The organism is Streptomyces sp. NPDC086787 (genome assembly GCF_044745865.1).
Taxonomy (GTDB): domain Bacteria; phylum Actinomycetota; class Actinomycetes; order Streptomycetales; family Streptomycetaceae; genus Streptomyces.
On record NZ_JBIVBC010000004.1, the window covers coordinates 121,747 to 147,674 of the forward strand.

Annotated in this window: 18 protein-coding genes and 1 pseudogene; 5 read left to right on the forward strand and 14 right to left on the reverse strand. The window is 70.7% G+C overall.

The genetic code is table 11. The annotated features are described in order from the left end of the window. Positions 1-66 precede the first annotated feature (66 nt). From ACIPK3_RS12685 to ACIPK3_RS12710, 6 genes are all read right to left on the reverse strand, one after another. Entirely contained in the window at positions 67-909 is an 843-nt protein-coding gene (locus ACIPK3_RS12685) for a nitrilase-related carbon-nitrogen hydrolase (protein ID WP_402568885.1), read from the reverse strand. A gap of 155 nt (positions 910-1,064) precedes the next feature. After that, positions 1,065-2,648, reverse strand: coding sequence for a PucR family transcriptional regulator (locus tag ACIPK3_RS12690; protein WP_402568887.1), 1,584 nt, complete (start codon positions 2,646-2,648; stop codon positions 1,065-1,067). 14 nt (positions 2,649-2,662) lie between these two features. Next, on the reverse strand, positions 2,663-3,946 hold the full coding sequence (locus ACIPK3_RS12695) for an aspartate aminotransferase family protein (RefSeq protein ID WP_402568889.1): 1,284 nt from the start codon (positions 3,944-3,946) through the stop codon (positions 2,663-2,665). Then, entirely contained in the window at positions 3,943-4,785 is an 843-nt protein-coding gene (locus ACIPK3_RS12700; protein WP_402568891.1) for a nitrilase-related carbon-nitrogen hydrolase, read from the reverse strand. Before ACIPK3_RS12700 ends, ACIPK3_RS12695 begins: the two co-directional genes overlap by 4 nt. Positions 4,786-4,942: 157 nt before the next feature. Beyond that, positions 4,943-6,403 carry a hypothetical protein gene (locus tag ACIPK3_RS12705; protein ID WP_402568893.1) on the reverse strand — a complete coding sequence of 487 codons (1,461 nt, stop codon included), beginning with the start codon at positions 6,401-6,403 and terminating at the stop codon, positions 4,943-4,945. A gap of 127 nt (positions 6,404-6,530) precedes the next feature. After that, positions 6,531-6,782, reverse strand: a complete 252-nt coding sequence (locus tag ACIPK3_RS12710) for a helix-turn-helix domain-containing protein (protein WP_402568895.1) — start codon at positions 6,780-6,782, stop codon at positions 6,531-6,533. A gap of 61 nt (positions 6,783-6,843) precedes the next feature. On the opposite strand from ACIPK3_RS12710, the gene map reads away from it, so the two are divergent. Together map and ACIPK3_RS12720 are read left to right on the forward strand one after the other, a co-directional pair. Beyond that, on the forward strand, positions 6,844-7,635 hold the full coding sequence (map, locus tag ACIPK3_RS12715) for a type I methionyl aminopeptidase (protein WP_402568897.1): 792 nt from the start codon (positions 6,844-6,846) through the stop codon (positions 7,633-7,635). Positions 7,636-7,738: 103 nt separating this feature from the next. Then, positions 7,739-10,345: an ATP-dependent Clp protease ATP-binding subunit gene (locus ACIPK3_RS12720; RefSeq protein WP_402568899.1), complete on the forward strand. Its 2,607-nt coding sequence runs from the start codon at positions 7,739-7,741 to the stop codon at positions 10,343-10,345. A 67-nt stretch (positions 10,346-10,412) separates the two neighbouring features. On the opposite strand, the gene ggt is transcribed toward ACIPK3_RS12720, so the two are convergent. Then, positions 10,413-12,215 carry a gamma-glutamyltransferase gene (gene ggt / locus ACIPK3_RS12725; protein WP_402568901.1) on the reverse strand — a complete coding sequence of 601 codons (1,803 nt, stop codon included), beginning with the start codon at positions 12,213-12,215 and terminating at the stop codon, positions 10,413-10,415. A gap of 144 nt (positions 12,216-12,359) precedes the next feature. On the opposite strand from ggt, the gene ACIPK3_RS12730 reads away from it, so the two are divergent. Next, a complete protein-coding gene (locus tag ACIPK3_RS12730; protein ID WP_402568902.1) occupies positions 12,360-13,109 on the forward strand; it encodes a hypothetical protein in 750 nt (249 codons plus the stop codon). A gap of 107 nt (positions 13,110-13,216) precedes the next feature. Continuing rightward, positions 13,217-14,782, forward strand: coding sequence for a CocE/NonD family hydrolase (locus tag ACIPK3_RS12735; protein ID WP_402568904.1), 1,566 nt, complete (start codon positions 13,217-13,219; stop codon positions 14,780-14,782). A gap of 93 nt (positions 14,783-14,875) precedes the next feature. On the opposite strand, the gene ACIPK3_RS12740 is transcribed toward ACIPK3_RS12735, so the two are convergent. From ACIPK3_RS12740 to ACIPK3_RS12765, 6 genes and pseudogenes are all read right to left on the reverse strand, one after another. Beyond that, positions 14,876-15,304: a DUF6278 family protein gene (locus ACIPK3_RS12740; RefSeq protein ID WP_402568905.1), complete on the reverse strand. Its 429-nt coding sequence runs from the start codon at positions 15,302-15,304 to the stop codon at positions 14,876-14,878. An 88-nt stretch (positions 15,305-15,392) separates the two neighbouring features. Next, positions 15,393-16,172, reverse strand: a complete 780-nt coding sequence (locus tag ACIPK3_RS12745) for an exodeoxyribonuclease III (protein ID WP_402568907.1) — start codon at positions 16,170-16,172, stop codon at positions 15,393-15,395. Between the two features lie 64 nt (positions 16,173-16,236). After that, the gene (locus ACIPK3_RS12750; RefSeq protein ID WP_402568909.1) at positions 16,237-16,872 is read right to left on the reverse strand and encodes an MBL fold metallo-hydrolase; all 636 of its coding nucleotides are present in this window, start codon (positions 16,870-16,872) and stop codon (positions 16,237-16,239) included. 34 nt (positions 16,873-16,906) lie between these two features. Beyond that, a complete protein-coding gene (gene pcaC, locus ACIPK3_RS12755) occupies positions 16,907-18,310 on the reverse strand; it encodes a 4-carboxymuconolactone decarboxylase (protein WP_402568911.1) in 1,404 nt (467 codons plus the stop codon). 159 nt (positions 18,311-18,469) lie between these two features. Further along, a pseudogene (locus ACIPK3_RS12760) lies at positions 18,470-19,215 on the reverse strand (transposase family protein). 134 nt (positions 19,216-19,349) lie between these two features. Further along, entirely contained in the window at positions 19,350-19,571 is a 222-nt protein-coding gene (locus ACIPK3_RS12765) for a tyrosine-type recombinase/integrase (RefSeq protein ID WP_402568913.1), read from the reverse strand. 601 nt (positions 19,572-20,172) lie between these two features. Between ACIPK3_RS12765 and ACIPK3_RS12770 the strand changes: the two genes are divergently transcribed. Continuing rightward, on the forward strand, positions 20,173-21,978 hold the full coding sequence (locus tag ACIPK3_RS12770) for a hypothetical protein (protein ID WP_402568915.1): 1,806 nt from the start codon (positions 20,173-20,175) through the stop codon (positions 21,976-21,978). A gap of 369 nt (positions 21,979-22,347) precedes the next feature. Here the strand turns inward: ACIPK3_RS12770 and ACIPK3_RS12775 are convergent, their stop codons facing one another. Next, complete coding sequence (locus tag ACIPK3_RS12775; RefSeq protein WP_402568916.1) at positions 22,348-23,937, reverse strand: hypothetical protein; 1,590 nt, start codon at positions 23,935-23,937, stop codon at positions 22,348-22,350. Positions 23,938-25,928: the final 1,991 nt, after the last annotated feature.

Consider the following 25,928-nt stretch of genomic DNA (forward strand, 5'->3'; position numbering starts at 1 on the left):
AATCGCACGGACGCGTTCCCGCGGGCCCGTTCCGGTGCGCCGGGCCCGCGGACCTGGTCACAGCGGTCAGGGAGCGCTCAGCGGCGCGTAGGCGTCGGGGCGGCGGTCCCGGTAGAACTGCCAGCGGTCGCGGACCTCGCGCAGCTTGGCCAGGTCCAGGTCGCGGACGACGAGTTCGGTCTCCTTGTCGCTCGCCACCTCGCCGACGAACTGGGCCTCCGGGTCCACGAAGTAGCTCGTGCCGTAGAAGTCGTTGTCGCCGAGTTCCTCGACGCCGACCCGGTTGATCGCGCCCACGAAGTACTCGTTGGCGGCCGCCGCCGCAGGCTGCTCCAGCTGCCACAGATAGCGGGACAGGCCGCGCGAGGTGGCCGAGGGGTTGAAGACGATCTCGGCACCGGCCAGGCCGAGGGCGCGCCAGCCCTCCGGGAAGTGGCGGTCGTAGCAGATGTACACGCCGATCCGGCCGACCGCGGTGTCGAAGACGGGCCAGCCGGCGTTGCCCGGCCGGAAGTAGAACTTCTCCCAGAAGCCGGGGACCTGGGGGATGTGGTGCTTGCGGTACTTGCCGAGGTAGGAGCCGTCGGCGTCGATCACGGCGGCCGTGTTGTACAGGACGCCGGGCTGTTCCTCCTCGTACATGGGCAGGACCAGGACGATGCCCAGCTCGCGGGCCAGCGCCTGGAAACGCTTGACGATCGGGCCGTCCGGGATCTGTTCGGCGTACTCGTAGAACGCCTTGTCCTGCACCTGGCAGAAGTACGGCCCGTAGAAGAGTTCCTGGAAGCACAGGACCTGGGCGCCCTGCGCGGCGGCGTCGCGCACCGCCTGCTCGTGCACCTGGATCATCGACTCCTTGTCGCCTGTCCAGGCCGTCTGGAAGACGGCGGCACGGATCACTCTGCTCATCGGGACCTCCGGTCGCTGGGTGTGCGGCGAGCCTAGGAAGTCCGGGGAGCTGGTTTGAGTTGCACGGTGTCACGTCTGCCGGGGTGCGGCGTGCCACGGTGTCACGTCCTGCTCGGCCCATGTTTCACCGCCGTTCTCCCAGCCGGTCGTAAGTGTCAGCCCTGTTGCGCGTCGTGCGCGAGGAGCGCGATGTGCACCGATGCGGCCTGCTCGAAGTCGTCGAGGTCTACGCCCAGTCGTGTCTGTATCGCCTCAAGGCGGCGGTAGAGCGCGGGCCGGGAGACGTGGTGGAGCAGTGCGGTGCGGGACTTGTTGCGGCCGGTGGCCAGGTAGGTGCGCAGGACGTCGAGCAGCTCCTGGCCGGGGTCGCACAGCAGCCCGTCCAACTCCCGTTCCGCGAAGGACTGCACATGCGGGTCGTCGCGCAACAGCCTTACCAGGCCGCGCAGATGGACGTCCCTGAGACGGACGACGTCCGGCAGGGCCAGGGCGTGCGCGGAGTCGGCGACGGCGTCGGCGACGTGCTGGGCCTCGCGCAGCCCGGCGGGCACGTCCTCCCATACGGTGAGCGGTCCCGCCGCGGCGACCAGGGTACGGTCCTCGGCGCCCGTGGCCCGCAGCCGCGCGGCGAAGTGTCCGGCGAGCGCCTCGGCGTCCTGGTCGCGGGCCAGGCTGAGCAGGACCGCGGTGACCCCGTCGGCGAGTTCGGCGGCCAGGCCGGGCAGACCGAGCAGCCTGAGGACGCGGTCGATCCGGGCGGGATCGACGTCCCGGACGACCAGTGGCACGAACGTCCGCCGGTTGACCGGCAGTCCGGCCGCACGGGCTCGGGGCAGCAGCTGCCGTGCCGGTGCGGCCCCGCGCACCAGGTCGGTCAGCAGACTCTGCGCCGACTGCTCCTCCCAGGTGTGGGCGGAGCCGTCGCCGAGCATGCGGTGCAGGACGAGCGCCTCGGCGGCCCGGTCGGCGAGCAGCCGCGCGGTGGCCGTGTCGCCCCGGTACCCGCACAGCACGAGCCGGCCCCATCGCTCCCCGCGCCCGTCGAGCTCGGCCCGCACCCAGCCGTCGCCCTCGGTGCCGCCCGCCTGGCGGGCGATGCGCTCCCAGTCGCGCAGCACGTCGTCCACGGCGGACCGCTCCCCCGCCGTGGCGAGGACACGGTGGGCGAGGTTGGTGACGACCACCGGGCAGCCGCTGTGCTGGGCCACCTCGTCCAGCAGGCGCTGGAGCGGCGCGCCCGCGGTGATGAGCCCGGTCAGGGCGGTCCGCACGGACTCCGAGAGGCTGACGGCGGCGAACTTCCGCCGCACCAGCCGGGATTGCACCTCCTCCGTCAACTCCGCGAACGGAAAGGGTCGGTGGAGTACGACCATGGGCAGGCCGCACCGCTCTGCGGCCCGGCGCATCACATCCGGCGGGGTGGGAAAGGCCCGGCCGAGGCCCAGGACGACCGCGGACGCCTCCGCGCGGTGCAGCGACTGGATGTACTCGGCCTGCTTCGCCTCGTCACCGGCGAGCAGTACACCGGTGGTGAGCACCATCTCGCCGCCGCTGAGCATGACGCCGACGTCGGCGGCCTCGGCGACATGCACCCAGCGCACCGGCCGGTCGAGCTGCGCGGCCCCGGCCACCACCTCGGGATCCCCGGCCAGCACCCTTTCCAGGGTGAGGACCTGCCGGACCGACAGGAAGGGTTCCGGAGCCGGTGCCCGGCTCCAGGGTTCCACGGTGGTGGCCATGCTGAACCTCTTGCCTAGTAGGTGCTCCTCAGAGCGTGTTCGAGGATGGCCGCGCCCTCCTCGGCCTCCGCGACGGTCAGCGACAGCGGCGGTGCGACGCGCAGCGTGCTGGTGTCGTGCGCGCCGCCCTTGCCGATCAGCAGTCCGCCCGCGCGGGCCGCTTCCAGGACCGCGGAGGCGGCCTTCGGGTCGGCCTCGTCGGTGCCCGGCCGCACCAGCTCGATGCCGATCATCAGGCCGCGCCCGCGTACTTCCCGTACGCCGGGAAGCTGGGCGGCGACGCTCCGCAGCCGTTCGATGAGCAGTCCGCCGACGCGCCGCGCGTTGCCCTGGAGGTCGTGTTCCAGGAGATAGGCGAGGTTGGCGAGCCCGGCGGCCATGGTGATCTGTGTGCCGCCGAAGGTGGAGATGCTGTTCGCGTCCAAAGCGTTCATGATCTCGGCGCGGGCGACGACACCGCCGATGGACGCGCCGTTGCCGATGCCCTTGGCGAAGGTGAGCATGTCCGGCGGCCCGTGCTGCCCGTGGGCCTGCCAGCCCCAGAAGTTGTCCCCGGTGCGGCCCCAGCCGGTCTGCACCTCGTCGGAGATCCACAGGACGCCGTGCTCCTGGAGGACCTGCCGGAACGCCGCGTACAGCCCGTCGGGCGGCGAGGTGAACCCGCCGACGCCCTGGACGGGTTCGGCGATCAGTGCGGCGGGCGGCCGGGTGTGACCGAGGATGTCCCGCAGGTCCGCGACGCAGGCGGCGATGAACTCGCGGTCGTTCAGCTCGGCGAACGGGCCCCGGGTGCGCACACCGCCGTGGACGTACAGCGTCTGGAGCGGGGACAGGGAGGTCGGTGACCAGCCGCGGTTGCCGGTGATGCCGACCGCGCTGAAGGAACGGCCGTGGTAGCTGTTGCGCATCGCGAGGACCGTGTTGCCGCCCCGGTGGGTGGTCGCGAGCAGCAGCGCGGTGTCGTTGGCCTCGGTGCCGGAGGTGGTGAAGAAGACGCGGGCGTCCGGGATACCGCTCAGCTTGGCGATCCGCTCGGCGAGTTCGACCATCGGCCGGTTGAGGTAGAGGGTCGAGGAGTGCAGGATGCGGCCGGCCTGCTCACTCACCGCCTTGGTCACCTCGGGCAGCGCGTGCGCGGTCATCGTGGTGAGGATGCCGCCGAAGAAGTCGAGGTACCGGTTGCCCTGGGGGTCCCAGACGTGCCGGCCCTCGCCGTGGGTGATCTCGAGGGGGTCCTCGTAGTAGAGGGCGAGCCAGTCGGGGAGCACTCTGCGGTGGCGGTCGTACAGGTCGTTCACGGCTGCACCAGTCCCTCGTAGGCGTCGGGGCGGCGGTCGCGGTAGAACGCCCACTGCTGCCGTACTTCCTCGATCAGGTCGAAGTCGAGGTCGCGGACGACGAGTTCCTCGGTCTTGTCGTCGGCGACGTCACCGACGAACTGCCCGCGCGGGTTGACGAAGTAGCTTGTCCCGTAGAAGTCGTTGTCCCCGTACTCCTCCTGCCCGACCCGGTTGATCGCGGCGATGAAGTACTCGTTGGCCACGGCGGCCGCGGGCTGCTCCAACTGCCAGAGATAGGCGGACAGGCCGCGTGAGGTGGCCGACGGGTTGTACACGAGCTGGGCGCCGGCGAGCCCGAGCTGCCGCCAGCCCTCCGGGAAGTGGCGGTCGTAGCAGATGTAGACGCCGACCCTGCCGACGGCGGTGTCGAAGACGGGCCAGCCGGCGTTGCCGGGCCGGAAGTAGTACTTCTCCCAGAAGCCCTTGACCTGGGGGATGTGGTGCTTGCGGTACTTGCCGAGGTAGGAGCCGTCGGCGTCGATCACGGCGGCCGTGTTGTAGTAGAAGCCCGACTGCTCGACCTCGAAGACCGGGACGATGATCACCATGCCGGTCTCGCGGGCGAGGTCCCGCATACGGCTCACGGTGGGGCCGTCGGGGACCGGCTCGGCCCAGCGGTAGTGCTCCGGTTCCTGGACCTGGCAGAAGTATGGGGCGTTGAAGACTTCCTGGAACCCGATGATCTTGGCACCCTGGCGGGCCGCCTCGCGGGCGTGCTCCTCGTGTTTCGCCACCATGGACTCGGTGTCGCCGGTCCAGGTGGCCTGGACCAGGGCGGCGCGTACGACGTTGGCCATGAGCTGCTCCTTCGACGGGACGTCAGAGCCTCTACGCCCGTAGACACAGGCCGTAGAGGCACGAACGTAAGCCTCGGGGACGGCCTTGCCAAGACCATCGCCGCCATCCCGCAGAGTCGATCACTTTTCACACCCCTGTGGGTGATCCGGCACGCGGTCAGACCGCGAAACCCGCCACGCGCAGGGCGTGCAGGAGGTCCCAGTGGTGTGCGTCCGAGACCCCTCGGGCGGCCTCCAGCAGGAGGGGTACGAGGCGTCGCGGGTCCGGGGCGGCGCTGCGGGCAGCCTCCTCGGGCGGCCGGACGCGCACGTACGCGTCGAGGAGGGCGCGCATTTCACGCGTGCGGCCCTCGTCGGCGAACCCGAGCACGGCCGCGCCGACGTGGTCCGCGGGCCGTACGACGCCCTGGCGCAGCATCTGCTCCCCGTCGGCGCCGCGTCCGGCGGCGGTCAGCGCGTCGGCGGCGGCGACGAGATGACCGGCGGGCAGCGAGGCGGCCTCCCAGAGCAGGGTCGCCCAGTCGGCCGGCCGCAACCGGGCGGCGAGCAGTGGGAAGCAGCCGGCCGACCAGTGGGCGATCTCGGTCAGCAGGGCGTGCGCCTCCCCGCCGCGCCCCTCGCCCCGCAGCAGTTCCAGCGCCCGCGCGGCCTCCGCCACGGCCTCGGCCGCCGACGGGCCCGGTGCCTGGCCGGCCGTACCTGCGCCGTCCGTGCGGGACGCTTCCGGCCGCGGCCGCGGCACCTCCTCGGCGGCCCCGGCGAAGCGGGCGCCCCGCGGGGTGCGGCGAGCCGCGGACTGCCGGCCGGGGTCCGGCGCAGGGGTCTGCGGTACGACGGCGGGTGCAACGTCGCCGCCCTCGGGAGCCCCGGCGAACCGGGCACCACCACGGCGTCGCTTGCGCTTCGCGGCTGGAGTGCCGACGGGGGCGGCCGGGGTGTCGTGGCCGTGGGGCGTGCCGTGCACGTCATGCGCGTCATGGGTGCCGTGCACGTCATGCGCGGCGACGGCGTCCGTCGTCTGCCGCCGTGCGGGCTCGTCCACGGGTGCCGTCGGGGGCGGGTCTCCCGTCGTGCGGCCGCCCCCGTCGACGGACCGCTCGATGCCCTCCCCCCTCCGGTCCGACTCGGCCATGCGTGAGCGGAGTTCCGCGCAGCGGGCCGTCGCGCGTTCGTGGTCGTCCTGTGCCCAGGCCAGGTCGACGCGGTGGGCTTCGGACTGCTCGGGGGTGGCCGACTCGGTGAGCGAGCGGCTCAGTCGCGCCAGCCGTTCGGCGGCGTATTCCCGTCGGCGGAGCATGGCATCGAGTCGGGCCACGAGCGCGTCCCTGCCACCCGGCAGTGCGTCGTGGGCGGCGAGCGCGGCCGCGTGCAGGACCCGTACCCGGTCCGCCTCGTGTGCGGTGGCGTCCGTGCCGTACGCCACCGCGAGGTCCTGGAGCAGTGCGTGCACCACGTCCCACGGAGGCACTTCACGTCCTTCGAGGCACGCCCGCATGCCGTCGGGGTCCCGGCGCCAGAACACCGCGCACCAGCCGTCGTCCGGGTTCAGACGCGCCAGAAGGCCGTGCAGTCGGCCTGTGAACTCCCTTACCTCGTCCGGGAGTTGGTCCACCCTCATGTGCCACTCCCGCCCTGACCGGAGCACTCCGATCAGGTAGCGAACACCACTCGTGTTACGGAGCGACTACAGGGGCTTTTCCGCTCCCGTCACACCGCTCGCGCACGCGTCCGCCCGCTCCGTCCGCTCACGCCTCCATGGGCGCGCACCGCCCCACGAGTTCGTCCATCGAAAGGCCGAGCGCACCGGCGAGCGCGGCGACGGTGAAGAACGCCGGGGTCGGCGCACGCCCCGTCTCGATCTTGCGGAGCGTCTCGGCGGAGATTCCCGCCTCGGCGGCGACGTCCGGCATGCTGCGGCCGCCGCGGGCCTCGCGCAGCAGCAGCCCGAGGCGCTCGCCGCGTTCACGCTCCTCGGGGGTCAGTGGGGTGCGCACCATGCCGTCAGTCTACGGCCGCCCCCAACTGGCGCGTTATTAAAATACCGGTATAGTAATTTGCATGGTGGAACTGAAGACGAACACGTCGATCGACGCTATGCACACGACGGGCAAGGTCGTGGGGCGCGCCCTGACGGCCGTGCGGGAGGCGGCCGCCGTCGGCGTCTCGCTTCTCGAACTCGACGAGGTCGCGCGGGGGGTGCTGCGCGACGCCGGGGCCTCCTCGCCGTTCCTCGGCTATCGGCCCTCGTTCGCCCCCACCCGCTTCCCCGCCGTGCTCTGCGCCTCCGTGAACGACGCGATCGTGCACGGCATCCCGGACCGCTACCGGCTGCGCGACGGCGACCTGGTCTCCGTGGACTGCGGCGCGGTGCTGGATGGCTGGGCCGGCGACTCGGCGATCAGCTTCACCGTGGGCAGGCCGCGCCCGGCGGACCTGCGTCTGATCGCCACCGCCGAGCGGGCGCTGGCCGCCGGCATCGCGGCGGCCGTCACCGGCAACCGGATCGGAGACATCGCGCACGCGGTCGGCTCGGTGTGCCGCGCGGCCGGATACGGCATCCCGGAGGGCTTCGGCGGCCACGGCGTGGGCCGCCGGATGCACGAGGATCCGGGGGTGCCCAACGAGGGCAGGCCGGGGCGCGGGCTGCCGCTCCGGAACGGCATGGTCCTGGCGATCGAACCCATGCTGATCGCGGGCGGCACGGACACCTACTACACGGCGCCGGACGGCTGGACGCTGCGGACGCACGACGGCTCACGCGCGGCGCACGTGGAACACACCGTGGCGGTCACCGAGCAGGGCCCGCGCATCCTCACCGAGCGGCCGGAGAGCGGGCCGCCCGCCCCGTAGGCCGACCGCCCTCGGTCCCGTTTCCGCGCCCCGCGGTGTGAGGTGCCCTCCGCCCCCATCCGTGCCAAGGTGAAATGAACCGGCACCAAAGGAGTGGAACGTCATGACCGACGGCTACCCTCCCGACCCCTTCGGTGACTTCCTGTCCCGCTTCCTCGGCGGGGGCAGCGCGCAGCAGGGCCCTCGGCACGTCGACATCGGCCGGATGCTCAGCCAGCCGGCCCGGGAGATGGTGCGGGGCGCGGCGCAGTACGCGGCCGAACACGGCAGCCGGGACCTGGACACCCAGCACCTGCTGCGCGCGGCCCTGTCCGCCGAGCCCACCCGGACCCTGCTCACCCGCTCCGGCACTGACCCCGACTCCCTCGCCACGGAGATCGACGAGCGGTCCGGCCCGGTCCAGCACCCGCCCGGCGAGGCTCCCCCGCCGACCTCGCTGTCCCTGACCCCGGCCGTCAAACGGGCGCTGCTGGACGCACACGACCTGGCCCGGTCGAGCGGCGCCGGGTACATCGGCCCCGAGCATGTGCTCGGCGCACTGGCCGCGAACCCGGACTCGGCCGCCGGGCACATCCTCGGCGCCGCCCACTTCGCGAACTCCGGCCGGCCCGAGTCCGCGCCGGAGACCGACCGGCAGCGCCCCACGACCGAGCGCCAGCGGCCTCCGGCGACGACCACGCCGACCCTCGACAAGTTCGGCCGGGACCTCACCGAGATGGCCCGGGAGGGCCGCGTCGACCCGGTCATCGGGCGGGACGAGGAGATCGAGCAGACCATCGAGGTGCTCTCCCGGCGCGGCAAGAACAACCCGGTGCTGATCGGTGAAGCGGGTGTCGGCAAGACCGCGGTCGTCGAGGGGCTCGCCCAGCGGATCATCGACGGGGACGTGCCCGACGTGCTCCTCGGCCGTCGGGTGATGGCCCTGGACCTGACCGGCGTGGTCGCCGGTACCCGCTTCCGCGGGGACTTCGAGGAGCGCATGAACAACATCGTGGGCGAGATCCGCGCGCACGAGGGCCAACTGATCATCTTCATCGACGAGTTGCATACCGTCGTCGGCGCGGGCACGGGCGGCGAGGGCGGGGCGATGGACGCGGGAAACATCCTCAAACCCGCCCTGGCCCGGGGCGAACTGCACGTCGTGGGCGCCACCACGCTCGAGGAGTTCCGGCGGATCGAGAAGGACGCGGCGCTGGCCCGCCGGTTCCAGCCGATCCTGGTGCCCGAGCCGTCGGTCGAGGACACCGTCGAGATCCTGCGCGGACTGCGCGACCGCTACGAGGCCCACCACCAGGTCGCCTACACCGACGAGGCCCTGAAGGCCGCCGTGCAGCTTTCCGACCGGTATCTGACCGACCGCAGACTCCCGGACAAGGCCATCGACCTGATCGACCAGGCGGGCGCGCGGGTACGGCTCGGCGCCCGGACCAAGGGCTCCGACGTCCGCACCATGGAGCGCGAGATCGAGCAACTCACCTGTGACAAGGACCAGGCGGTCGCCGACGAACAGTACGAGGAGGCCACCCGGATACGGGACCGCATCACCGAGCTGAAGGGGCGGATCACCGAGACCAGCGACGACACGGAGTCGTACGAGGGGCGGCATCTGGAGGTGACCGCGGAGGACATCGCCGCGGTGGTGTCCCGGCTGACGCACATCCCGGTCAGCCGTCTGACCCAGGAGGAGAAGCAGCGGCTGCTCGGGCTGGAGGCCCACCTCCAGCAGCGGGTGATCGGGCAGGACCAGGCGGTCGCGGTGGTGGCCGAGGCGGTACTGCGCTCCCGGGCCGGACTGGCCAGTCCGCACCGGCCGATCGGCAGCTTCCTGTTCCTCGGGCCCACCGGGGTCGGCAAGACGGAGCTGGCCCGTGCGCTCGCCGAGGCGCTCTTCGGCAGCGAGGACCGGATGGTGCGGCTGGACATGAGCGAGTACCAGGAGCGGCACACCGTCTCCCGGCTGGTGGGAGCGCCGCCCGGCTACGTCGGCCACGAGGAGGCCGGTCAGCTCACCGAGGTGGTACGGCGGCACCCGTACTCGCTGCTGCTGCTCGACGAGGTGGAGAAGGCGCACCCGGACGTCTTCAACATCCTGCTCCAGGTACTGGACGACGGACGGCTCACCGACTCCCAGGGGCGGACGGTGGACTTCACCAACACGGTCATCGTGATGACCAGCAACCTCGGCTCCGACGTGATCACCCGGCGCGGCGGCGGCATCGGGTTCGGGCCGACCGGGGAGGAGGCGGACCAGGAGGCACGGCGCGAGCAGGTCCTGCGACCGCTGCGTGAGCACTTCCGGCCCGAGTTCCTCAACCGTGTGGACGAGATCGTGGTCTTCAGGGAGCTCTCCGCCGAGAGGCTGCGGCAGATCACCGACCTGCTGCTGGAGCACACCCGCGAGCTGCTGCGCGCCCAGGGCGCCTCGGTCGACTTCACCGACGCGGCCGTGGGCTGGCTCGCGGAACGCGGCCATCAGCCCGAGTACGGCGCCCGGCCGCTGCGCCGCACGATCCAGCGCGAGGTGGACAACCGGCTGTCCCGCCTGCTGATCGACGGCCGGATCACGCAGGACAGCAGGGTCACGGTGGACGTGGCGGACGGCAGGCTGACGTTCGACACGGAGGCGACTTCGGGGCCACGGCCCGTGGACGACACCGCCACCGGTACCGCGACCAACACCCTGGAGCCCCCGCCGGGCCCGGAGCTGTGACCGGACCCGGCGCCGTGACCTAGGTGTATTGATCACGAGCGTTGTTGACAGTGGTCTGGTCATACACCTAGGGCGCCGGATTCACCACCATCGCCGAGCCGCCGCCGCGTCGTGTCTTCTCGGCGGCCGCCCGCCACCTGCCGTCCGGCAGGCGCTGGACCGCGGTCGCCGCGCCGATCTCCGGGTTCTGGGTGAAGTGGTGCCCGATGGCCTCCAGCCGGGCTCTCAGGTCGCTGTTGTTGTAGAGGCCGGGTTCGAGTTCGGTGGTGGCCGCGTTGCGCTGGCTGGCGCGGGGCGCGGCGATCGCGTCGACCAGGGGCAGGCCGCGGTCGAGGAACTCGGTGAGGGTCTGCAGCACGGTGGTGATGATGGTCGCGCCGCCGGGTGAGCCCAGCGCCACCACGGGCCGGTCGTGCCGGTCGAGCACGATGGTCGGGGAGATCGACGAGCGCGGCCGCTTGCCGGGACCGGGCAGGTTGGGGTCGTGCACGGCCGGGTTGGCCGGGGCGAAGGAGAAGTCGGTGAGCTCGTTGTTGAGCAGGAAGCCACGGCCGGGGACGGTGATCGCGCTGCCGCCGGTCTGCTCGATGGTGAGCGTGTAGGAGACGACGTTGCCCCACCTGTCGGCGACGGTGAGGTGGGTGGTGTTCTCGCCCTCGTAGGTCGTGGGCGCCGCCGTGCCCTTGGTGGAGCAGCCCTCCGGGTGGCGCGGGTCGCCGGGTGCGAGCGGGCTGGTGAGGACCGCCTCGTCCTTGATGAGGCAGGCGCGCGAGTCGGCGTACCGCTGGGAGAGCAGTTGCTTCGCCGGTACGTCCTCGAAGGCTGGGTCGCCGACCCAGCGGCCGCGGTCGGCGAAGGCGATCCGGGAGGCTTCGATGTAGTGGTGCAGGTACTGCGTCTCGGACGCCTTCGAGAGGTCCGTGTGCTCAAGGATGTTGAGCGCCTCGCCGACCGTGGTGCCGCCCGAGGAGGAGGGGGCGATCGAGTAGACGCCGAGCCCCCGGTACGACGTACTGGTGGGCGCCTGCGGCTTGGCCCGGTAGGCCGCCAGGTCCTTCGCGGACAGCTTGCCGGGGCGGGCGTTCCAGCTCGAACCGGGGGCCACCGGGGGCTTGTTGACCGTGCGGACGATGTCCTTGCCGAGGTCGCCGCGGTAGATCGCGCCTACGCCCTTGCTGCCCAGTTCCTCGTAGGTGCGGGCGAGATCGGGGTTCTTGAAGGTGGAGCCGACGTCCGGGAGGCTGCCGCCGGGCAGGAAGAGCGCGGCGGTGTCCGGAAAGTAGCGGAACCGGGTCTCGTTGGACGCGGTCTGGGAGCGGAAGGTGTTGTCGACGGTGAAGCCGTCGCGGGCGATGCGCTCGGCCGGCCGCAGCACCGCGCCGAGCTTTCTGGTGCCCCACTTGTCCAGGGCGCTCTGCCAGGTGGCGGGTGTGCCCGGGGTGCCGACGCTCAGGCCACTGCTGACGGCGTCGGCGAAGGCGAGCGGCTTGCCGTTCTCCAGGAACAGGCCGGAGTCGGCGGTGAGCGGCGCGGTCTCACGGCCGTCGATGGTGTGCACGGTGCGGGTCCGGGCGTCGTAGTAGACGAAGTAGCCGCCTCCGCCGATGCCGGAGGAGTAGGGCTCGGTGACGCCGAGCGCGGCGGCTGTGGCCACGGCGGCGTCGACGGCGTTGCCGCCCTTTCTGAGTACCTCGATACCGGCGGCGGAGGCGTCCGCGTCGACGCTGGCCACGGCCCCGCCGTAGCCGACGGCGACGGGCGTCTTCGCCGGGGCGGCGCTCGGCGCCCCCGGTGGCGCGGTCGCACCCACGGACATCACAGCGGCCGAGACCGCCAGCACCGCCAGTTTCCGCGCGACAGGGCGACGCATCGATACCTCCAGTCCCAGACCGTCCGCGCAGCGTAGCCACAAGGGCCGCACCCCGACAGCCGGATTCAGGGCACCTCTCACACAAGAGTCACACATCGAACACGGGTACGTTCCGGCCATCACGGGCCGCTAACATGCGCGGCCATGAACGACGACGTGCGCAATATCGTCCTGGGCGTGATAGCAGCCGGTGTCAGCGCCGGGCTCGGCTGGCTGGCCCGCACCTACTTGTGGCGGCGCAGGCTGCGGCGGAAGCAGGCGTTCTTCGGGCTGCCCGACAACTCCGAGTCGCTGCTGGTGGTGAACCGCGAGGCGGGCGGCCCGGAGCTGACGGTGAAGCGGCACGACGTGTTCGCGCTGCTCGAACTCGCCGCACTGATCAAGGACTGCCACGCCAACGCCCAGGTCGTCGCCCACGACGCCACCCAGCAGGGCTTCGGCGAGCGCACCGAGTTCTGCGTGGGAGGCCCCGGCTCGAATCGCCGCATGGCCGCCCATCTCGATTCCCTGCTGCCGGGCGTGCGGGTGGACCTGGAGGCCGAGTCCGGGCCGGACCGGACCTCCTTCCGGATCGGTGGGGAGGTGTACCGTCTGGAGCGCGGGCGGACCGAGTACGTGCTCCTCGCACGGCTGACGGTGAGCCAGAGACGTTATGCCCGGCCGGTGTTCCTCTTCTGCGGCCAGCGCGCGATCAACAACCAGGCCGCGACCCGCTATCTGGCCCGCAACCACGAGCGGCTGGCCCGCAAGCACGGCGGGGGTTCCTTCGTACTGCTGCTGAAGGTGGTCAACTCACAGGCGTACGGCCCTGATGTGGTCGAGCTGGTCGCGGACGTGACACGGGTCGCGCAGACCCCCCTGCCGACGCCGGAGGCGACCTCCGGAACACCATGATGGTTCAACAATCTTTACCGGTACGTAACTTACTTACGGGTTACTTGCGGTAAGGCACCGAGGTTACCTTCGGGTCACTTTGCACGCACACACGTGAGGAGTGACCCATGGGACACGGTCGCACCACCCTGCGCACCACTGCCGTCGGAGTAGTCTCGGCGGCCCTGCTCGCCGGCCCGATCATCGGCCTGGCACCGGCCGCACAGGCCGCCGGAGCCGTCCGCTTCGTCGACATCACCGGCGACGGCGGCACGGTGCTCAAGGCGAACGTCGTCACCCCCGACGGCGCCGACGGCTCACGCCGCTACCCGCTCGTCGTCCTGCCCACGAGCTGGGGCCTGCCCCAGGCCGAATACCTCGCCCAGGCCCAGAAGCTGGCGAACAACGGATACATCGTGCTCACCTACAACGTGCGCGGCTTCTGGCAGTCCGGCGGGCAGATAGAAGTAGCCGGCCCGCCCGACATAGCCGACGCCTCCAAGGTGATCGACTGGGCGCTCGCCCACACCCAGGCGGATCCGGCGCACATCGGCATGGCGGGAGTCTCCTACGGCGCCGGCATCAGCCTGCTCGCCGCCGCCCACGACAAGCGGATCAAGGCGGTCGCCGCGCTCAGCGGCTGGGCGGACCTCATCGCCTCCATCTACTCCGGCCGCACGCAGCATGTTCAGGCGGCCGCCCTGCTGGACGGCGCGGGCGTGGTCACCGGCCGGGAGAGCGCCGAGGTCCGCGAGGTCTTCAACGACATGTACTTCCCCGACCTGGCCAAGGAACAGCAGATCATCGACTGGGGGAAGAAGCGTTCGCCCGCGACCTACGTCGACCAGCTCAACCGGAACGGCGCGGCCGTGATGCTGGCCAACGGCTGGGGCGACTCGATCTTCCCGGCCAACCAGTACGCCGACTTCTACGAGAAACTCACCGTCCCGAAGCGGCTGGAGTTCCGGCCCGGCGACCACGCGACCGCCGAGATGACCGGCCTGTTCGGGCTGCCCAACGACGTGTGGACGGACACCTCGCGCTGGCTCGACCGCTACCTCAAGGGCGAGGCCAACGGCATCGACGACGAGCCTCCGGTGCAACTCAAGTCCCGTACGTCCGGCGGCTACGAGACCTACCCGGACTGGAAGTCGGTCGGCGCCACCCGCAGGAAGTTCGACCTCGGTGGCACCACCAGGATCCACGCGAACCTGGACTCGGGCGCGGACGGCGGCATCCTCTTCCTCTCCAGCATCCTCGACCAGGTGGCGCAGATCCCGCCGGTCGCCTCGATCCCGCTGCTCCCCCGCCGCTGGGCCGCGGTGTGGAAGTCGGAGAAGTACGGCAGCGACCAGCACGTGCGCGGCACGGCCAAGTTGCACACCACCCTCACCCCGACCAAGGAACAGGGGACGGTGATCGCCTACCTGTACGACGTGGGCCCGCTCGGCATCGGCAAGCTGGTCACGCACGCGCCGTACACCTGGTACGACCGCACGCCCGGGCAGGCGTTCGGCGTGGATCTGGACCTGTTCTCCACGGCGTACGACGTCCCGGCGGGGCACCGGCTCGCCCTGGTGGTCGACACCGTCGACCCGCTGTACCTCGAGCACAACCCGGCCGGCGCGCAGCTGACCTTCTCCTCGCCTTCGGACGACCCGTCGTACGTGTCCGTCCCCCTGCGCGAGCAGTGATCGCCGGCTGCTGCCGACCGGGCCTGGCCCTGTGTCCTCCCCGTCCCCCTCTGACGGGGATGAACGGCATATCGTAGTCGAGTTCGAGGAGTTCTACGTCTCGGAGACCTCGGCATAGAGCTGCGAGAGCTCGGGGACGCCGCTGGCCGCCCACTCGTGTCCGGACGCGATGACGTCGAACTCGCGTCCGGACGCCAGCCGTACGACGACGAGTCCGCCGGGCAGGATGTCCCAGCGGGCGCCGGGGACCGTGCGGACGATTACCGTGCCCAGATACAGTCCCGCGTCGGTGCCCAGCCAGGACAGGGTGTCCTCGTCGTCGCGCCAGCGCGGCACCAACTGGTCGAGTGCCTCAAGCGAGGCCGGCGAGTCATCGAGCCGAACGCCCTCCCGGGACGCCTGGGAGCGCAGCAGCTCGCACTCCGAGAGGAGTTCCGCGACGCCCTCGGGATCGATCGCGAGGACCGCCTCAGCGCTCTTCTTGTGCCGGTTGCCCAGGTTGCCCAGGAAGGGGATGTTCATATGTCCAGCCTGGCACTCGCACCGCCATGCGCACCACAGCCCGGACGAGGGTGTGTCGCGTCGGCAGGAACCATCTGCCTACGCGTCGCTACACGTCCAGGTCCACGACCACCGGCGCGTGGTCCGAGGCACCCTTGCCCTTGCGTTCCTCGCGGTCGACGTAGGCGTCCTTGACGGCCGTGGCGAACGGCTCGTTGCCGTACACCAGGTCGATGCGCATGCCGCGGTTCTTCGGGAAGCCCAGCTGGCGGTAGTCCCAGTACGTGTACGGGCGGTCGTACTTCAGGGGCCTCGGGACCACGTCGGACAGGCCGGTCTCGCGCAGTGCGGCGAGGGCGGCGCGCTCGGCGGGGGTGACGTGGGTGAGACCCTCGAAGGCGGCCACGTCGAAGACGTCCTCGTCCGTCGGCGCCACGTTGTAGTCGCCGAGGACCGCGAACGGACGGCTGCCGCCCGCGTCGCCCGCGACGGCGGCCTTCAGCGCCTCGAACCACTGGAGCTTGTAGGCGTAGTGCGCGTGGTCCACCTCGCGGCCGTTCGGTACGTACACCGACCAGACGCGCACCGGGCCGCAGGTCGCGGAGATCGCCCGGGGCTCCTCCGCGCCGTCGTAGCCGGGGTCGCCGGGCAGGCCCTTGACGACGTCGGCCAGACCCACCCGGGAGATCACCGCCACACCGTTCCACCGGCCCGTGGCGTGCACCGCCGCCTCGTAGCCCAGGTCGCGCAGCTGGTCGTACGGGAACAGCTCCTCGGCGATCTTGGCCTCCTGGAGGCAGAGCACATCGGTGCCGCTGCTCTCCAGCCAGGCCAGCAGCCTCGGGAGGCGTGCGGTGATCGAGTTCACGTTCCAGGTCGCGATGCGCATGTCCTCCAACCTACCGGGCACCACCGACAGCGCCGTCCCCAGCGCCTCAGGGCCCGGAGGGGGCTCACACGTCGGCGGAGGATCCCGGCGCGAGCCGCAGGTGCTCCGTGCCGCCGAGGGCGCCGATCTGGTTGTCGTAGATCGGGCGGGCGAGGTCGGTGAGCAGGGCGTCGTGAACGTCGTAGGCGCGTTGCGGCTTCACCTCACGGACGTAGTCGATGACCTCGGAGATCTTGTTCCAGGGAGCCATGACCGGGAGCATCAGCGTCTCGACGGGGTGGTCGGGGACGGTGAGCGCGTCGCCGGGGTGGAAGACGCGGCCGCCGTCGACCAGGTAGCCGACGTTGGTGATCCGCGGGATGTCCGGGTGGATCACCGCGTGCAGTTCGCCGTGCACCTGGACGTCGAAGCCCGCGGCGGTGAACGTGTCGCCGTGGCCGACGGTGCGCACCCGGCCCGGGAAGGCCGCCGAGATCCTGTCCGCGACCGACCTCAGGGTCCAGATCCCGGCGGCCGGGTTCGCCTCCATGGCCGCCCGCAGCCGGCTCTCGTCGAAGTGGTCCGGGTGCTCGTGGGTGACCAGGATGGCGTCCGCGCCGAGTGCCGCGTCCTCCTCGCTGAAGCCGCCCGGGTCGAGGACGAGCGTCCTGCCGTCCTTCTCCAGGCGGACGCAGGCGTGGGACATCTTCGTCAGCTTCATGGCACCATCGTGCCCCGCGTGCCGCCGCCCGCGCTCACTGGTCGGGCGTGGTCTCCTCCCGGATGACCCGCTGGGTCACGCGGAACGCGCTGTTCGCGGCGGGCACCCCGCAGTACACGGCCGCCTGGAGCAGCACCTCCCTGATGTCGCCGGGGGTCAGCCCGTTGCGCAGCGCCGCCCGGGTGTGCAGGGCCAGCTCCTCCAGGTGACCGCCCGCGACCAGCGCGGTGAGCGTGACACAGCTGCGGGTGCGCCGGTCGAGCCCGGGTCGGTCCCAGACCTCGCCCCAGGCGTACCGGGTGACGAACTCCTGGAAGTCCCCGGAGAAGTCGTCGGTCCCGGCCAGCGCCGCGTCGACGTACGCGTCGCCGAGCACCTCGCGGCGGACCCTGAGCCCACTGTCGTACGGGTCGGGGCGGCCGTGGAGCGGCGGCGGTACGACGGCGGGGGCGATCTCGGCGATGGGCGAGGCCTGCGCGGCGACACGCGGCACTGCCGGCGGCACCACCTGCGGGGCGGTCTGCGGGACAGCCCGCTGAGCGGTCTGCTGGACGCTCGGCGGGGCGGTCTGCTGGGCGGCCAGGACCGGCTGTACCGGCGCCAGGGCGGTGAGGCCCGCCGGGACGGCCGTATGCCCGGTGGCGGAGTCGGGAGCGGGCTGCCAGGCGGTGGAGAAGTGCCGGACCAGAAGGTCGGTGACGGCCGCCGGCTGCTCGACCGGTACGAGGTGGGAGGCGCCCGGGACGACGGCGAGCCGGGCGTCCGGGATGCCGGCCACCAGGGTGCGGGCCTCGGCCGGGCCGGTGACCTGGTCGTCCGAGCCCACCAGGACCAGGGTCGGTACGCCGATCCGGCCCAGCTCGGCACGGACGTCGAAGGATGCCAGAGCCTCGCAGGCGGCGATGTAGCAGCCGGGGTCGGTGGTGCGGACCATCTGTACGGCCCACTCGGTGATCGCGGGCTGTGCGGCCGCGAACCCGCCGGTGAACCAGCGGTCCGGCGAGGTACGGGCGATCGGGTCGAGCCCGTTGGTACGCACGATCACTCCGCGCTGCCGGAACTCGTCCGCCGTACCGAACCGTGGCGAGGCGGCCACCAGCGCCAGGGACGCCACCCGCTCCGGGTGCCTCAGGGCCAGCTCGACACCGACGGCCCCGCCGAGCGCGCACCCCGCGTAACCGAACCGCCACACCCCGAGCCCGTCCAACGTGGCGAGCAGCCGCGCGGCCAGCTCGGCGACCGACCCCGAGGGGTGCGCCGGGGCGCCGCCGTGCCCCGGCAGATCGAACCGGAGCACCCTCCACTGTTTGGCCAGCTCGGGGACCTGACGGTCCCACATGTGCCATGTGGTACCCAGTGAGGGACCCAGAATCAGGACTGGGGCGTCTTCTGGCCCGTCAAAGCGGTATTGCAGGGTGTTCGGTGGTGTCTCGCTCACCCGTCCGAGCCTCTCATCTCTCACGAAATCTCACATGACCGGGGGGACCCTAGCGGCTGCTGCCCCTCCCGCCGCAACGTACGCAGCCGGAACCCTCGCGCGCCTGCTGGACGACCACCGCCTCATGGGGGTGAGTCGTGATCGCCTGACTGAGCGCTTTCAGCGTTGCCTCTCCAGAGTGGACGGCTTTGGTGATGACGCTCATGCGGTTGGGGCTGATGCGGGATCTGCGGAAGATATGCCAGGACTTCAGCCGTGCCATGCCTCGTTCGACGGGTGCCCGGGCTACGGACAGGGCCCGGTTGCCGGTCCGCTCGGTGAGGGTGAGCCACCATTGGGCGGGCGGCGCTTGGCGGTGGTGACCCAGTCACCCGCGCCGATGTAGGCCATGTCGGCCAGGATCGGGACGCCCTGGCGCGCACAGATCCGGAGGATCTTGTGGGTGCGGGCGGCCGTCAGATCGTGGGTCCTGCCCGGCAGCGCCGGCGACAGCCACAGAATCTCGCCGGCCGGGTCCGTGACGACCTGCACGTTCACCCCGTGCCGCTTGTGTTTCGAGGAGTAGTCGGCCCTGCCGTCGCCGACGCGGTCGCACTCGGCGAGCGTGCCGTCCAGGAGGACGTAGTCCGGGTCGTTCTCGCGCAAGGTCTTCAGCAGGCCCGGTGCCCACTCGGCGAGCAGGCCGGTGACCGCGGTGACGTAGGCGTGGGTGGTGCCGACGGATATGCCGAATGCCGCGGCGATCCTCGTGAGGGTGTCGTGGCAGCGCGGATACACGAGTGCGACCAGCGCACGGCGGTGCGGCGGGAGTTTGCACCGCCGGTCACCCTCACGGGTGACGATGAGCATCGTGACCTGCTCAACCAGGGCCGTGGGAGGTCGAGTGCGGCAGGATATGGAACCAACAGGGCTCCTGTACTGCTGAGTTGAGACGTAGAACACCTCCCCAAACGGCGCGGGAGCCCTGTTCGTTGCGCATCCCGGTTCGCACCAGCGCCGTCACCCGATCAGTGGCCACGTTGAAAACGCTCACTCACTCCTATCCCTCCGTTCGTGCCCCGTGCAGACCATCCCATGTGGTCGCCGCACCTCGGAGATCCTCTACGTCCGGCTTCACATACCACCTCTTTGTGGTCTTCACATTTGTATGTCCCGCCCACCTGGCAAGAATGTGATCCGGCACGCCACTGTTGGCCAAGTACGTGAAACACGACGAACGAGCATCGTGGAGACGGACACGACGGAGGCAGAGATTCTTCATGAGCCGGTACGCATGGCGACGAAGCTGCTTTACCGTGAAGGCCTACGAGGATCGAGGTCGAGCCGTGGTCGCATGACTCCGGGCCGCCCTTCGAGCGGTGGCCGGGTCTAGCGGCACTGGTCACGTCCGTGAGCGTGACGCTCGAGGAAAGTCTGCCGCGGGCGTCTGCTCCACCGGGACGGCGTCGACCTGGCCGGGACCGACGGGCCTCCCCACTCCTTCGGGACGGCACAGAAGCGGGCCCAGACCGTGCGGCTGTCCGAACAGCGGGCGGACCCACAGCCGTTCGACAGCCCGGGCGAACCCGTTGGAGACCCACAAGGGCGTCGGGCCCGGGCCCGGAACCAGCCGTTCGGCCGAGCGTGACCCAACTCAGTGTGCGACCCCGTAGTTTCACGGAGGCCGTGGTCGATCCGGCGGCTCAACATGGGAGCTTACGAGCTCCGTAATGGCGGCCAGTTGTGGACGCTACCGAGGATCACGAACGAGCCGACCCTGCCCAGGAACGGACGGGTCGTGACCGCAAGGTGCCCACGACGTGCAATGCTGGAAGGAATCTATGCGTTCCCGATCACTCCTCGCTCTCCGACCCGTCCGACCCATGGCCCGGACGCTGTGCGCGGCGCTGTTAACCACAGTGGCGGCGCTCGGCACTGGCCTTGCGGCACCGGCCCCGAGCGTCGCCGCCACCACCGACGATGTGGTCAGCAGCCACTGGATCGGTCTGGGATACAACCAGAACCCCCAGCCGCCGAGTGGCACCAGCTGGAGCACCACCGACTGGAATCGAATGGTGTCCCGCACCGACTACATGAAACCGGGCGTGGTCCGGGTCATGTTCAACCTGCCCTGGTTCTGGAGCGGCACGGACGCGGGCGGCAGCTACGACTTCGCCAGCGCGGCCTATCTGAACGCCGAGAAGGTGATCAAACACTATGCCGATCAGGGCGTACCGGTGGTCAGCGGGCTCTTCGGGATCGACAACCTGACGTATACCTCGCCGAACACGGCCGCCGTCCAGGCGACACTGGTCAAGCACCTGCAGGCTCACGGCGCCGCGCCGGGGTTCTGGGTCGGGGTCAACGAGCCCAACGTCTCCAACGACTCGAAGTCGTACTCGTACACCGACTGGCAGACGGCGACGACCAACCTCGCGTCGGCGTTCGCAACCGCCGGGGTGGACACCAACAGAACGGTCATTTCCGGCGCCGACACCGCCGAAGCCGGCATCAGCGCCTACGACGGCGACCTCGGCCGCCAGACCGCACCCGTGTGCAATGCCGGATGCGATTCCGCGCTGGTCTGGAAGCTCGCCTCACTCAACACGTTCACCGCGCAGGTCTACGCGGACAGTGCCACCGACACCGCAATCACCTTCCAGACCTCGTCCGACGGCACGACCTGGAAGAGTCTGGCTGTCACTCCGCCGACGCCGGTCGCCCTGGTCACCGGCAAGAACGGAGGCGGTATGTGGAGCTACACGTACACCGCCTCGGGCATCACCGGCAGCAAGTACCTGCGCCTGTCGGTGGCCTCCTCCGCCCTTGAGCACACGATCGGGTCGATGCACGTAGCCAACAACAGCACCACTGTCGACGACTCGCTCGACGATCTGACGCAGACACAGGCCGCATTGGACACCGGCACCTGGAAGGGCACCAACTCCTGGTGGCTGCGCTCCGCGCAGAGCGGCCTGCTGGGAACGACCGAAGCCCACTTCTATGGCCAGGAGCTGTACGGCGCGGCCCCGGAGTACGTCGAGCCCGTGATGAGCCGGGCCGTGTCCCAGATCCGCACGGCGGTGCCGGGCAGTCCGGTGCTGCTCGGGGAGACAGGCATGAAGGCCCTCCAGTATCCGGACGGCAGCAAGGACTACCGCTTCGCGCTCGACACGACCCAGCCATTGCGCATGGCGGATCTGGCCGTGCAGGAGGCCCGCAGCGGCGTCGACGGCGCGGCAGCCTGGTGCCTCGACGGCTATGCCTCGACCACGTTCTGCGGGATGTGGGGGAGGGGGAACGACGACCCCGGCAAGGTGTCGGCCCACTCGACGGCCCTGCGGCCATGGTTCTACACCTGGAGCCTGCTGACCCGGTACCTGCCGACCGGGTCCACGATCCACGCACCGGCTGAGCCGGCGGGTGTGCGCGTGCTCGCCGCGCAACTGCCCAACGGAGGCTGGACGTTCGTCCTCGTCAACCGTACGTCCGTCACACAGACGGTGAGGCTGACCGAGCCCACCGGGTCGATCACCCTCAACAAGTACCTCTACACCGACGGTGCCACCCCGAGCACGGATGTCAACGGCTTCCCCACGAAGGTCGGCACGCTGACGGCGAACTTCACCGGCGGACACACGCTGACGGTGGGCGTCGGCTCCGTCCTGGTGTTCACTACCGCGTCATGAGCGAGCAGGTGCCGACCAAGGGCTGATTCGCCGCAGGGGTCGGCGATGGCTGAACGAGGCTGAAGGGACGCTCGCTGCCGACTGTGGTTCATCTCGCCACGGAAGAAGCAGGCGGGACTCCCCGGTTTGTTCAGGAACGTGAAATCGGCGGCCGATCCACCGGATCGGCCGTGAGCGCCGCCGGTCGCCGACGCTCCCGTACCCGCGCCGGCGACCGGCTTGGGCCATGCCCTCCCTACCCTCGAAAGGCCACCGATGCCCTCATCCGAGCTTGCCCTCCCGGCCGACACTCCGGTGCTGGTGCACCCTGTCCACCTGGCCGGACCGGGAGACTGGAGGGCCGGCGTCGCGACGCCGGCCGATCTCTGATCATCGAGACAGGAACTCCAGGCGCTCCTGCGCCATCGACAGGTGCCGGCCGTCGAGCGAGGGGAGCGCCCGCAGCAAGCTGATCAGCTCGGGACCGCACTCGCGGGCCTGATCCGGGTTGCGCATCTGCGTCCAGCAGTGGTGGGCGTTCTGCGCCACGCCCAGGAGCTCCGGCGCGTCCGGCGACTGGTGGACGAGACGGGTCCGCCCAGCGGCGATCCACAGTTGCGTCGCGAGTTGGTAGTTGCCCTCGCGCTTGGCGAGATCGGCCCGGATCTCGACCCACTCGGTGGCCTGCGGCGAGTCGACACCGTGGGCCTGGAGCGCATGTTGCTCCCAGACATGGGCGAGGCGGCTGGCCTCGCGGTGCTGCCCGGCCTCGGACAGCGCGTGGATGTGCGGGCGCGGATCCTGCTGCTGTGCCGGGACCGGCTGCGGCACGGTGCCGGGGGCCTGCTGGGATACGTGAGTCCGTGGCTCCGGTGCCGTCTGAGCCGGATACGGGTGAGGAGCGCGAACCGGCTGCTGCACGGGCTCCGGCCGGTGGTGATGGATCGCGACGACGCCCCGGGCGGCCTCGTCGCAGGCGGGAGCGGCAGGGATCTGGGCGGGCGTGCGGGGGCCTGGCACGGAGGACTGCGGTGCGGGCTGCTGGTGTTGTGTGGCGGCGGGCGGCGGGCCGGGCGGAGCGTGGTGCTGCGGTGCGGGGGTTGGGGACTTCGGCTGCGGGGGCGGCGCCGGGTCGTCGGACTGCGGCGGGAGCGGTGATGGCATCCGCTCCAGGGCCGGCGCCGCTTCGGCCGGCTCCTCAAGGCGACGGCGGCCTGGCAGGGGGGAGGTGTCCCCGGCGAGCAGCCGCCGCAGGTTGCTCTTCGGCGGGTGGGCCGCAGGCTCGTCGTACGACGGGGCGGCGCCGAGCTCGCGGGCGAGTGGGATGACCAGCGCGCCCGGGGGCAGCGCGGCGGTGCCCACGGTCTGCGCGTGCAGCCGGGAGTTGGTGGGCCGGTCGGGGTTGCGGCGCAGCTGCTCGATCCAGGCGCGGGTATAGGTGCTCACGCCCGTCTCGGTGCCGGAGAAGCCGGGCGGCGCGATGACGCCGAACATCTCGGCGTCAGCGGCGGCCGGCAGCGTGCCGTAGTCCTGGAGCAGGGGCCACGCGGTCCTGTCGGCGGCGAGGTCGAACAGCACGGTGGTCAGGCCCGGTGGCCGGATGCGCAGTTCGGTGCCCAGCCATTCCCAGGGGAGGGCCGTATAGCGGGCGGTCGCCACGGTGGTACCCGGCAGGGCGAGGTAGAGGCTCTGTCCCCGACGGTCGGTGGTGAGGCGTCCGGAGAGGTAGACCAGTAGTGGGCCCGGGGACGCCGCAGCGGCCCGGAGGCGGACCTGAAGGGCGTTCTGGTCGTGGATCCCGTCGAGGTACGTGGTGTCGCTGGGCACGTCGCTGCCGAGCAGAACGGGCACGGGGACAACCGACAGGGCCGCGAGGTTGACGGACGGCATCACTTGCACGTTCCGGCGTCGGGCCGCGATGTCGCCTGCGAGCAGCAGTACGTGTCCGCGCCGTTGTTGTTCCGCCCCGTCGATCTGCATGGACAGCACCGTACTCATACGCAGGAGACCCCGGCTCGCCACCGCCGTGACCGGCACCTACCCGAACAGAACACCGCTGCCGCTGACTTCGTCGGAACCACACGCTCACGGTCGGGGGCGGATGCTTCTTCGTACCCCCATCAGGCGACGCCGCGGGAACAGCGGCCACCGCGACGCCGCCTACCTTGCCAGTCCGCCCCCCGCGGGGAGGCGGCCCTTGAAGCCTGCGAGAAACTTGACTTTCCTTCGAGTACCCGGAATCCGCGTCCCTCACGTAGCTTGGAGATCGCGGGACCGGCGCCGGGGCTGTCAGGTAGTCGACGAATGCGCCTACCAACGGCCATGCGCCATCGGTCAAGGACATACCCGGTCCCTGGCAGACCTCCTCATCGTCCAGCAGGCCGGACTCAGCCCGGAAGAGGGCCGTTCGTTGCCCACGCCTCCGGGCCGCCAAAAGGCTCCGGTGAGGGTGCCGGCGGCGCGGACCAGTCCTGTTGGTGTGATTCGACGGGTGTGACGTCCTCGATCTGCGCTACCGTGCCCGTCTGCTGAGTTGGGTCCTGCCGGTCCGCACCGACATGTGCGTCGCTGCTGTTCTCATGGCTGACCGGTGTCCCCTGCCCTTGCCCGGACGTCGTGTTCGCCTGCGTCTTCTCCACCCTCGGCTCCGGTGCGTCGCGGTAGGCGGGTGTGGCGGCTTGGCTCGGTGTGCCGAGCTCGCCTGTTCGGTGGCGCGGCGATTGAGTCGAGGGAGCGGAGGGAGTGGAGGCAGCAGGTGTCGGCGTGGTATCGGCAGCCGAAGGAGTTGAAGCGAAAGGTGCGGGTTGCGGATTACTACGAACCTCAGGCCGGCAAACCTGGCCCAGCCGACCGGAGTTCATCGGATCCTGGAACCTGGCCGAAGCCGACTGAATCGTGATGCCGTAGTGCCCAGCAGGCTGGTAGCCATTGTGCTGGGTCTGCGAGAACCAGTGCTTCTGCTGGTCCCCCGGCGATGGTGGCCAGTGCTTTTGCTGGTCGCGCGGGGTGGGCGTGGGCGGGAGTGGCGCCGCGGCATCGCCCGGGTTCGGCGTCCCCACGTGTCCGTCAGTGTCGGGAAGCTGTGGGCTCGGGTCGTCCGAGGGCAGCGAGGATTTTGGTGACGGCGCATCGGCACCGCTCAGCATCCAACCGACGACAACGAGACTTCCTGCCACGCCGACACCGCAGGCTCCTGCAAGCTTGCCGGCCATGCCCACGGGTCGTGTTGACCTGCTGAAGGGACCTGAGGTCCGGTGCCGACTCGGCTGTGCCGGCTGAAGGCCGGCCTCTTGCAGTGCGTGGTGTTCGACCCCCCTGCCGGAAGCGGTGGGATTCTGGCGCTGGGTGTCGCTGCTCGATCGAGGCATGTCCCAGGCCGACCGGGAGGGGACGGAACCTGGACGCGAGGACCAACTGCCCGGGTTCCGCCCTCTCGTCCGGTCCGTGTGCCCGGATGCTCCCACCGATGCTGCAGAGATGGTGTCCTGAAGCTGCGTCCCACGAACCCACAGGGGTTGTACAGCACGTGCCTTCGGAACCGGGGTGCGCTTCCCGGACGCCGAGCTCGTCTTCTTCCGCGGCCTGAACGCATCCCAGTCGTCGACGCCGGGAGCAGATTCGCGCGACGAGTCGTCGGCCGCGACATCGGGCGGAGACGGCGGGCGACTGCTGCCGTGGGCGTCCCGCCACGCGGTGTGAGGGAGGGGCGGGGACTGCGGACTCGTCCCCGGCACGGGCCAGCTGAGCCTGTTTTGCAGAGATACGTCGGTCGTGCGCAGCTCGGCGCGTGCGGCGTCCAGGGCGTTCAGTACGTCATGGAAAGCCTCCGTGATCGAACGGCCGAGGTCAGGTTTCGAGAGGTACTCCCCTTGCGGCTCGATGGGGTCGGTTCGCATCACAGTCCTCCTCAGCCGACACGCCTGAAGTGACTGGTTGCGGGCAACCGACGCGTCTCTGGCGATCAGATGGGC

Coding starts and splice junctions, on each gene's coding strand:
- ggt (WP_402568901.1), bottom strand. CDS start 12,215: ATGCGTCGCCCTGTCGCGCGGAAACTGGCGGTGCTGGCGGTCTCGGCC.
- ACIPK3_RS12775 (WP_402568916.1), bottom strand. CDS start 23,937: ATGCAGATCGACGGGGCGGAACAACAACGGCGCGGACACGTACTGCTG.
- ACIPK3_RS12745 (WP_402568907.1), bottom strand. CDS start 16,172: ATGCGCATCGCGACCTGGAACGTGAACTCGATCACCGCACGCCTCCCG.
- ACIPK3_RS12710 (WP_402568895.1), bottom strand. CDS start 6,782: ATGGTGCGCACCCCACTGACCCCCGAGGAGCGTGAACGCGGCGAGCGC.
- ACIPK3_RS12720 (WP_402568899.1), top strand. CDS start 7,739: ATGACCGACGGCTACCCTCCCGACCCCTTCGGTGACTTCCTGTCCCGC.
- ACIPK3_RS12700 (WP_402568891.1), bottom strand. CDS start 4,785: ATGGCCAACGTCGTACGCGCCGCCCTGGTCCAGGCCACCTGGACCGGC.
- ACIPK3_RS12730 (WP_402568902.1), top strand. CDS start 12,360: ATGAACGACGACGTGCGCAATATCGTCCTGGGCGTGATAGCAGCCGGT.
- ACIPK3_RS12750 (WP_402568909.1), bottom strand. CDS start 16,872: ATGAAGCTGACGAAGATGTCCCACGCCTGCGTCCGCCTGGAGAAGGAC.
- map (WP_402568897.1), top strand. CDS start 6,844: ATGGTGGAACTGAAGACGAACACGTCGATCGACGCTATGCACACGACG.
- ACIPK3_RS12690 (WP_402568887.1), bottom strand. CDS start 2,648: ATGGCCACCACCGTGGAACCCTGGAGCCGGGCACCGGCTCCGGAACCC.
- ACIPK3_RS12685 (WP_402568885.1), bottom strand. CDS start 909: ATGAGCAGAGTGATCCGTGCCGCCGTCTTCCAGACGGCCTGGACAGGC.
- ACIPK3_RS12765 (WP_402568913.1), bottom strand. CDS start 19,571: ATGAAGAATCTCTGCCTCCGTCGTGTCCGTCTCCACGATGCTCGTTCG.
- ACIPK3_RS12740 (WP_402568905.1), bottom strand. CDS start 15,304: ATGAACATCCCCTTCCTGGGCAACCTGGGCAACCGGCACAAGAAGAGC.
- ACIPK3_RS12735 (WP_402568904.1), top strand. CDS start 13,217: ATGGGACACGGTCGCACCACCCTGCGCACCACTGCCGTCGGAGTAGTC.
- ACIPK3_RS12770 (WP_402568915.1), top strand. CDS start 20,173: ATGGCCCGGACGCTGTGCGCGGCGCTGTTAACCACAGTGGCGGCGCTC.
- ACIPK3_RS12705 (WP_402568893.1), bottom strand. CDS start 6,403: ATGAGGGTGGACCAACTCCCGGACGAGGTAAGGGAGTTCACAGGCCGA.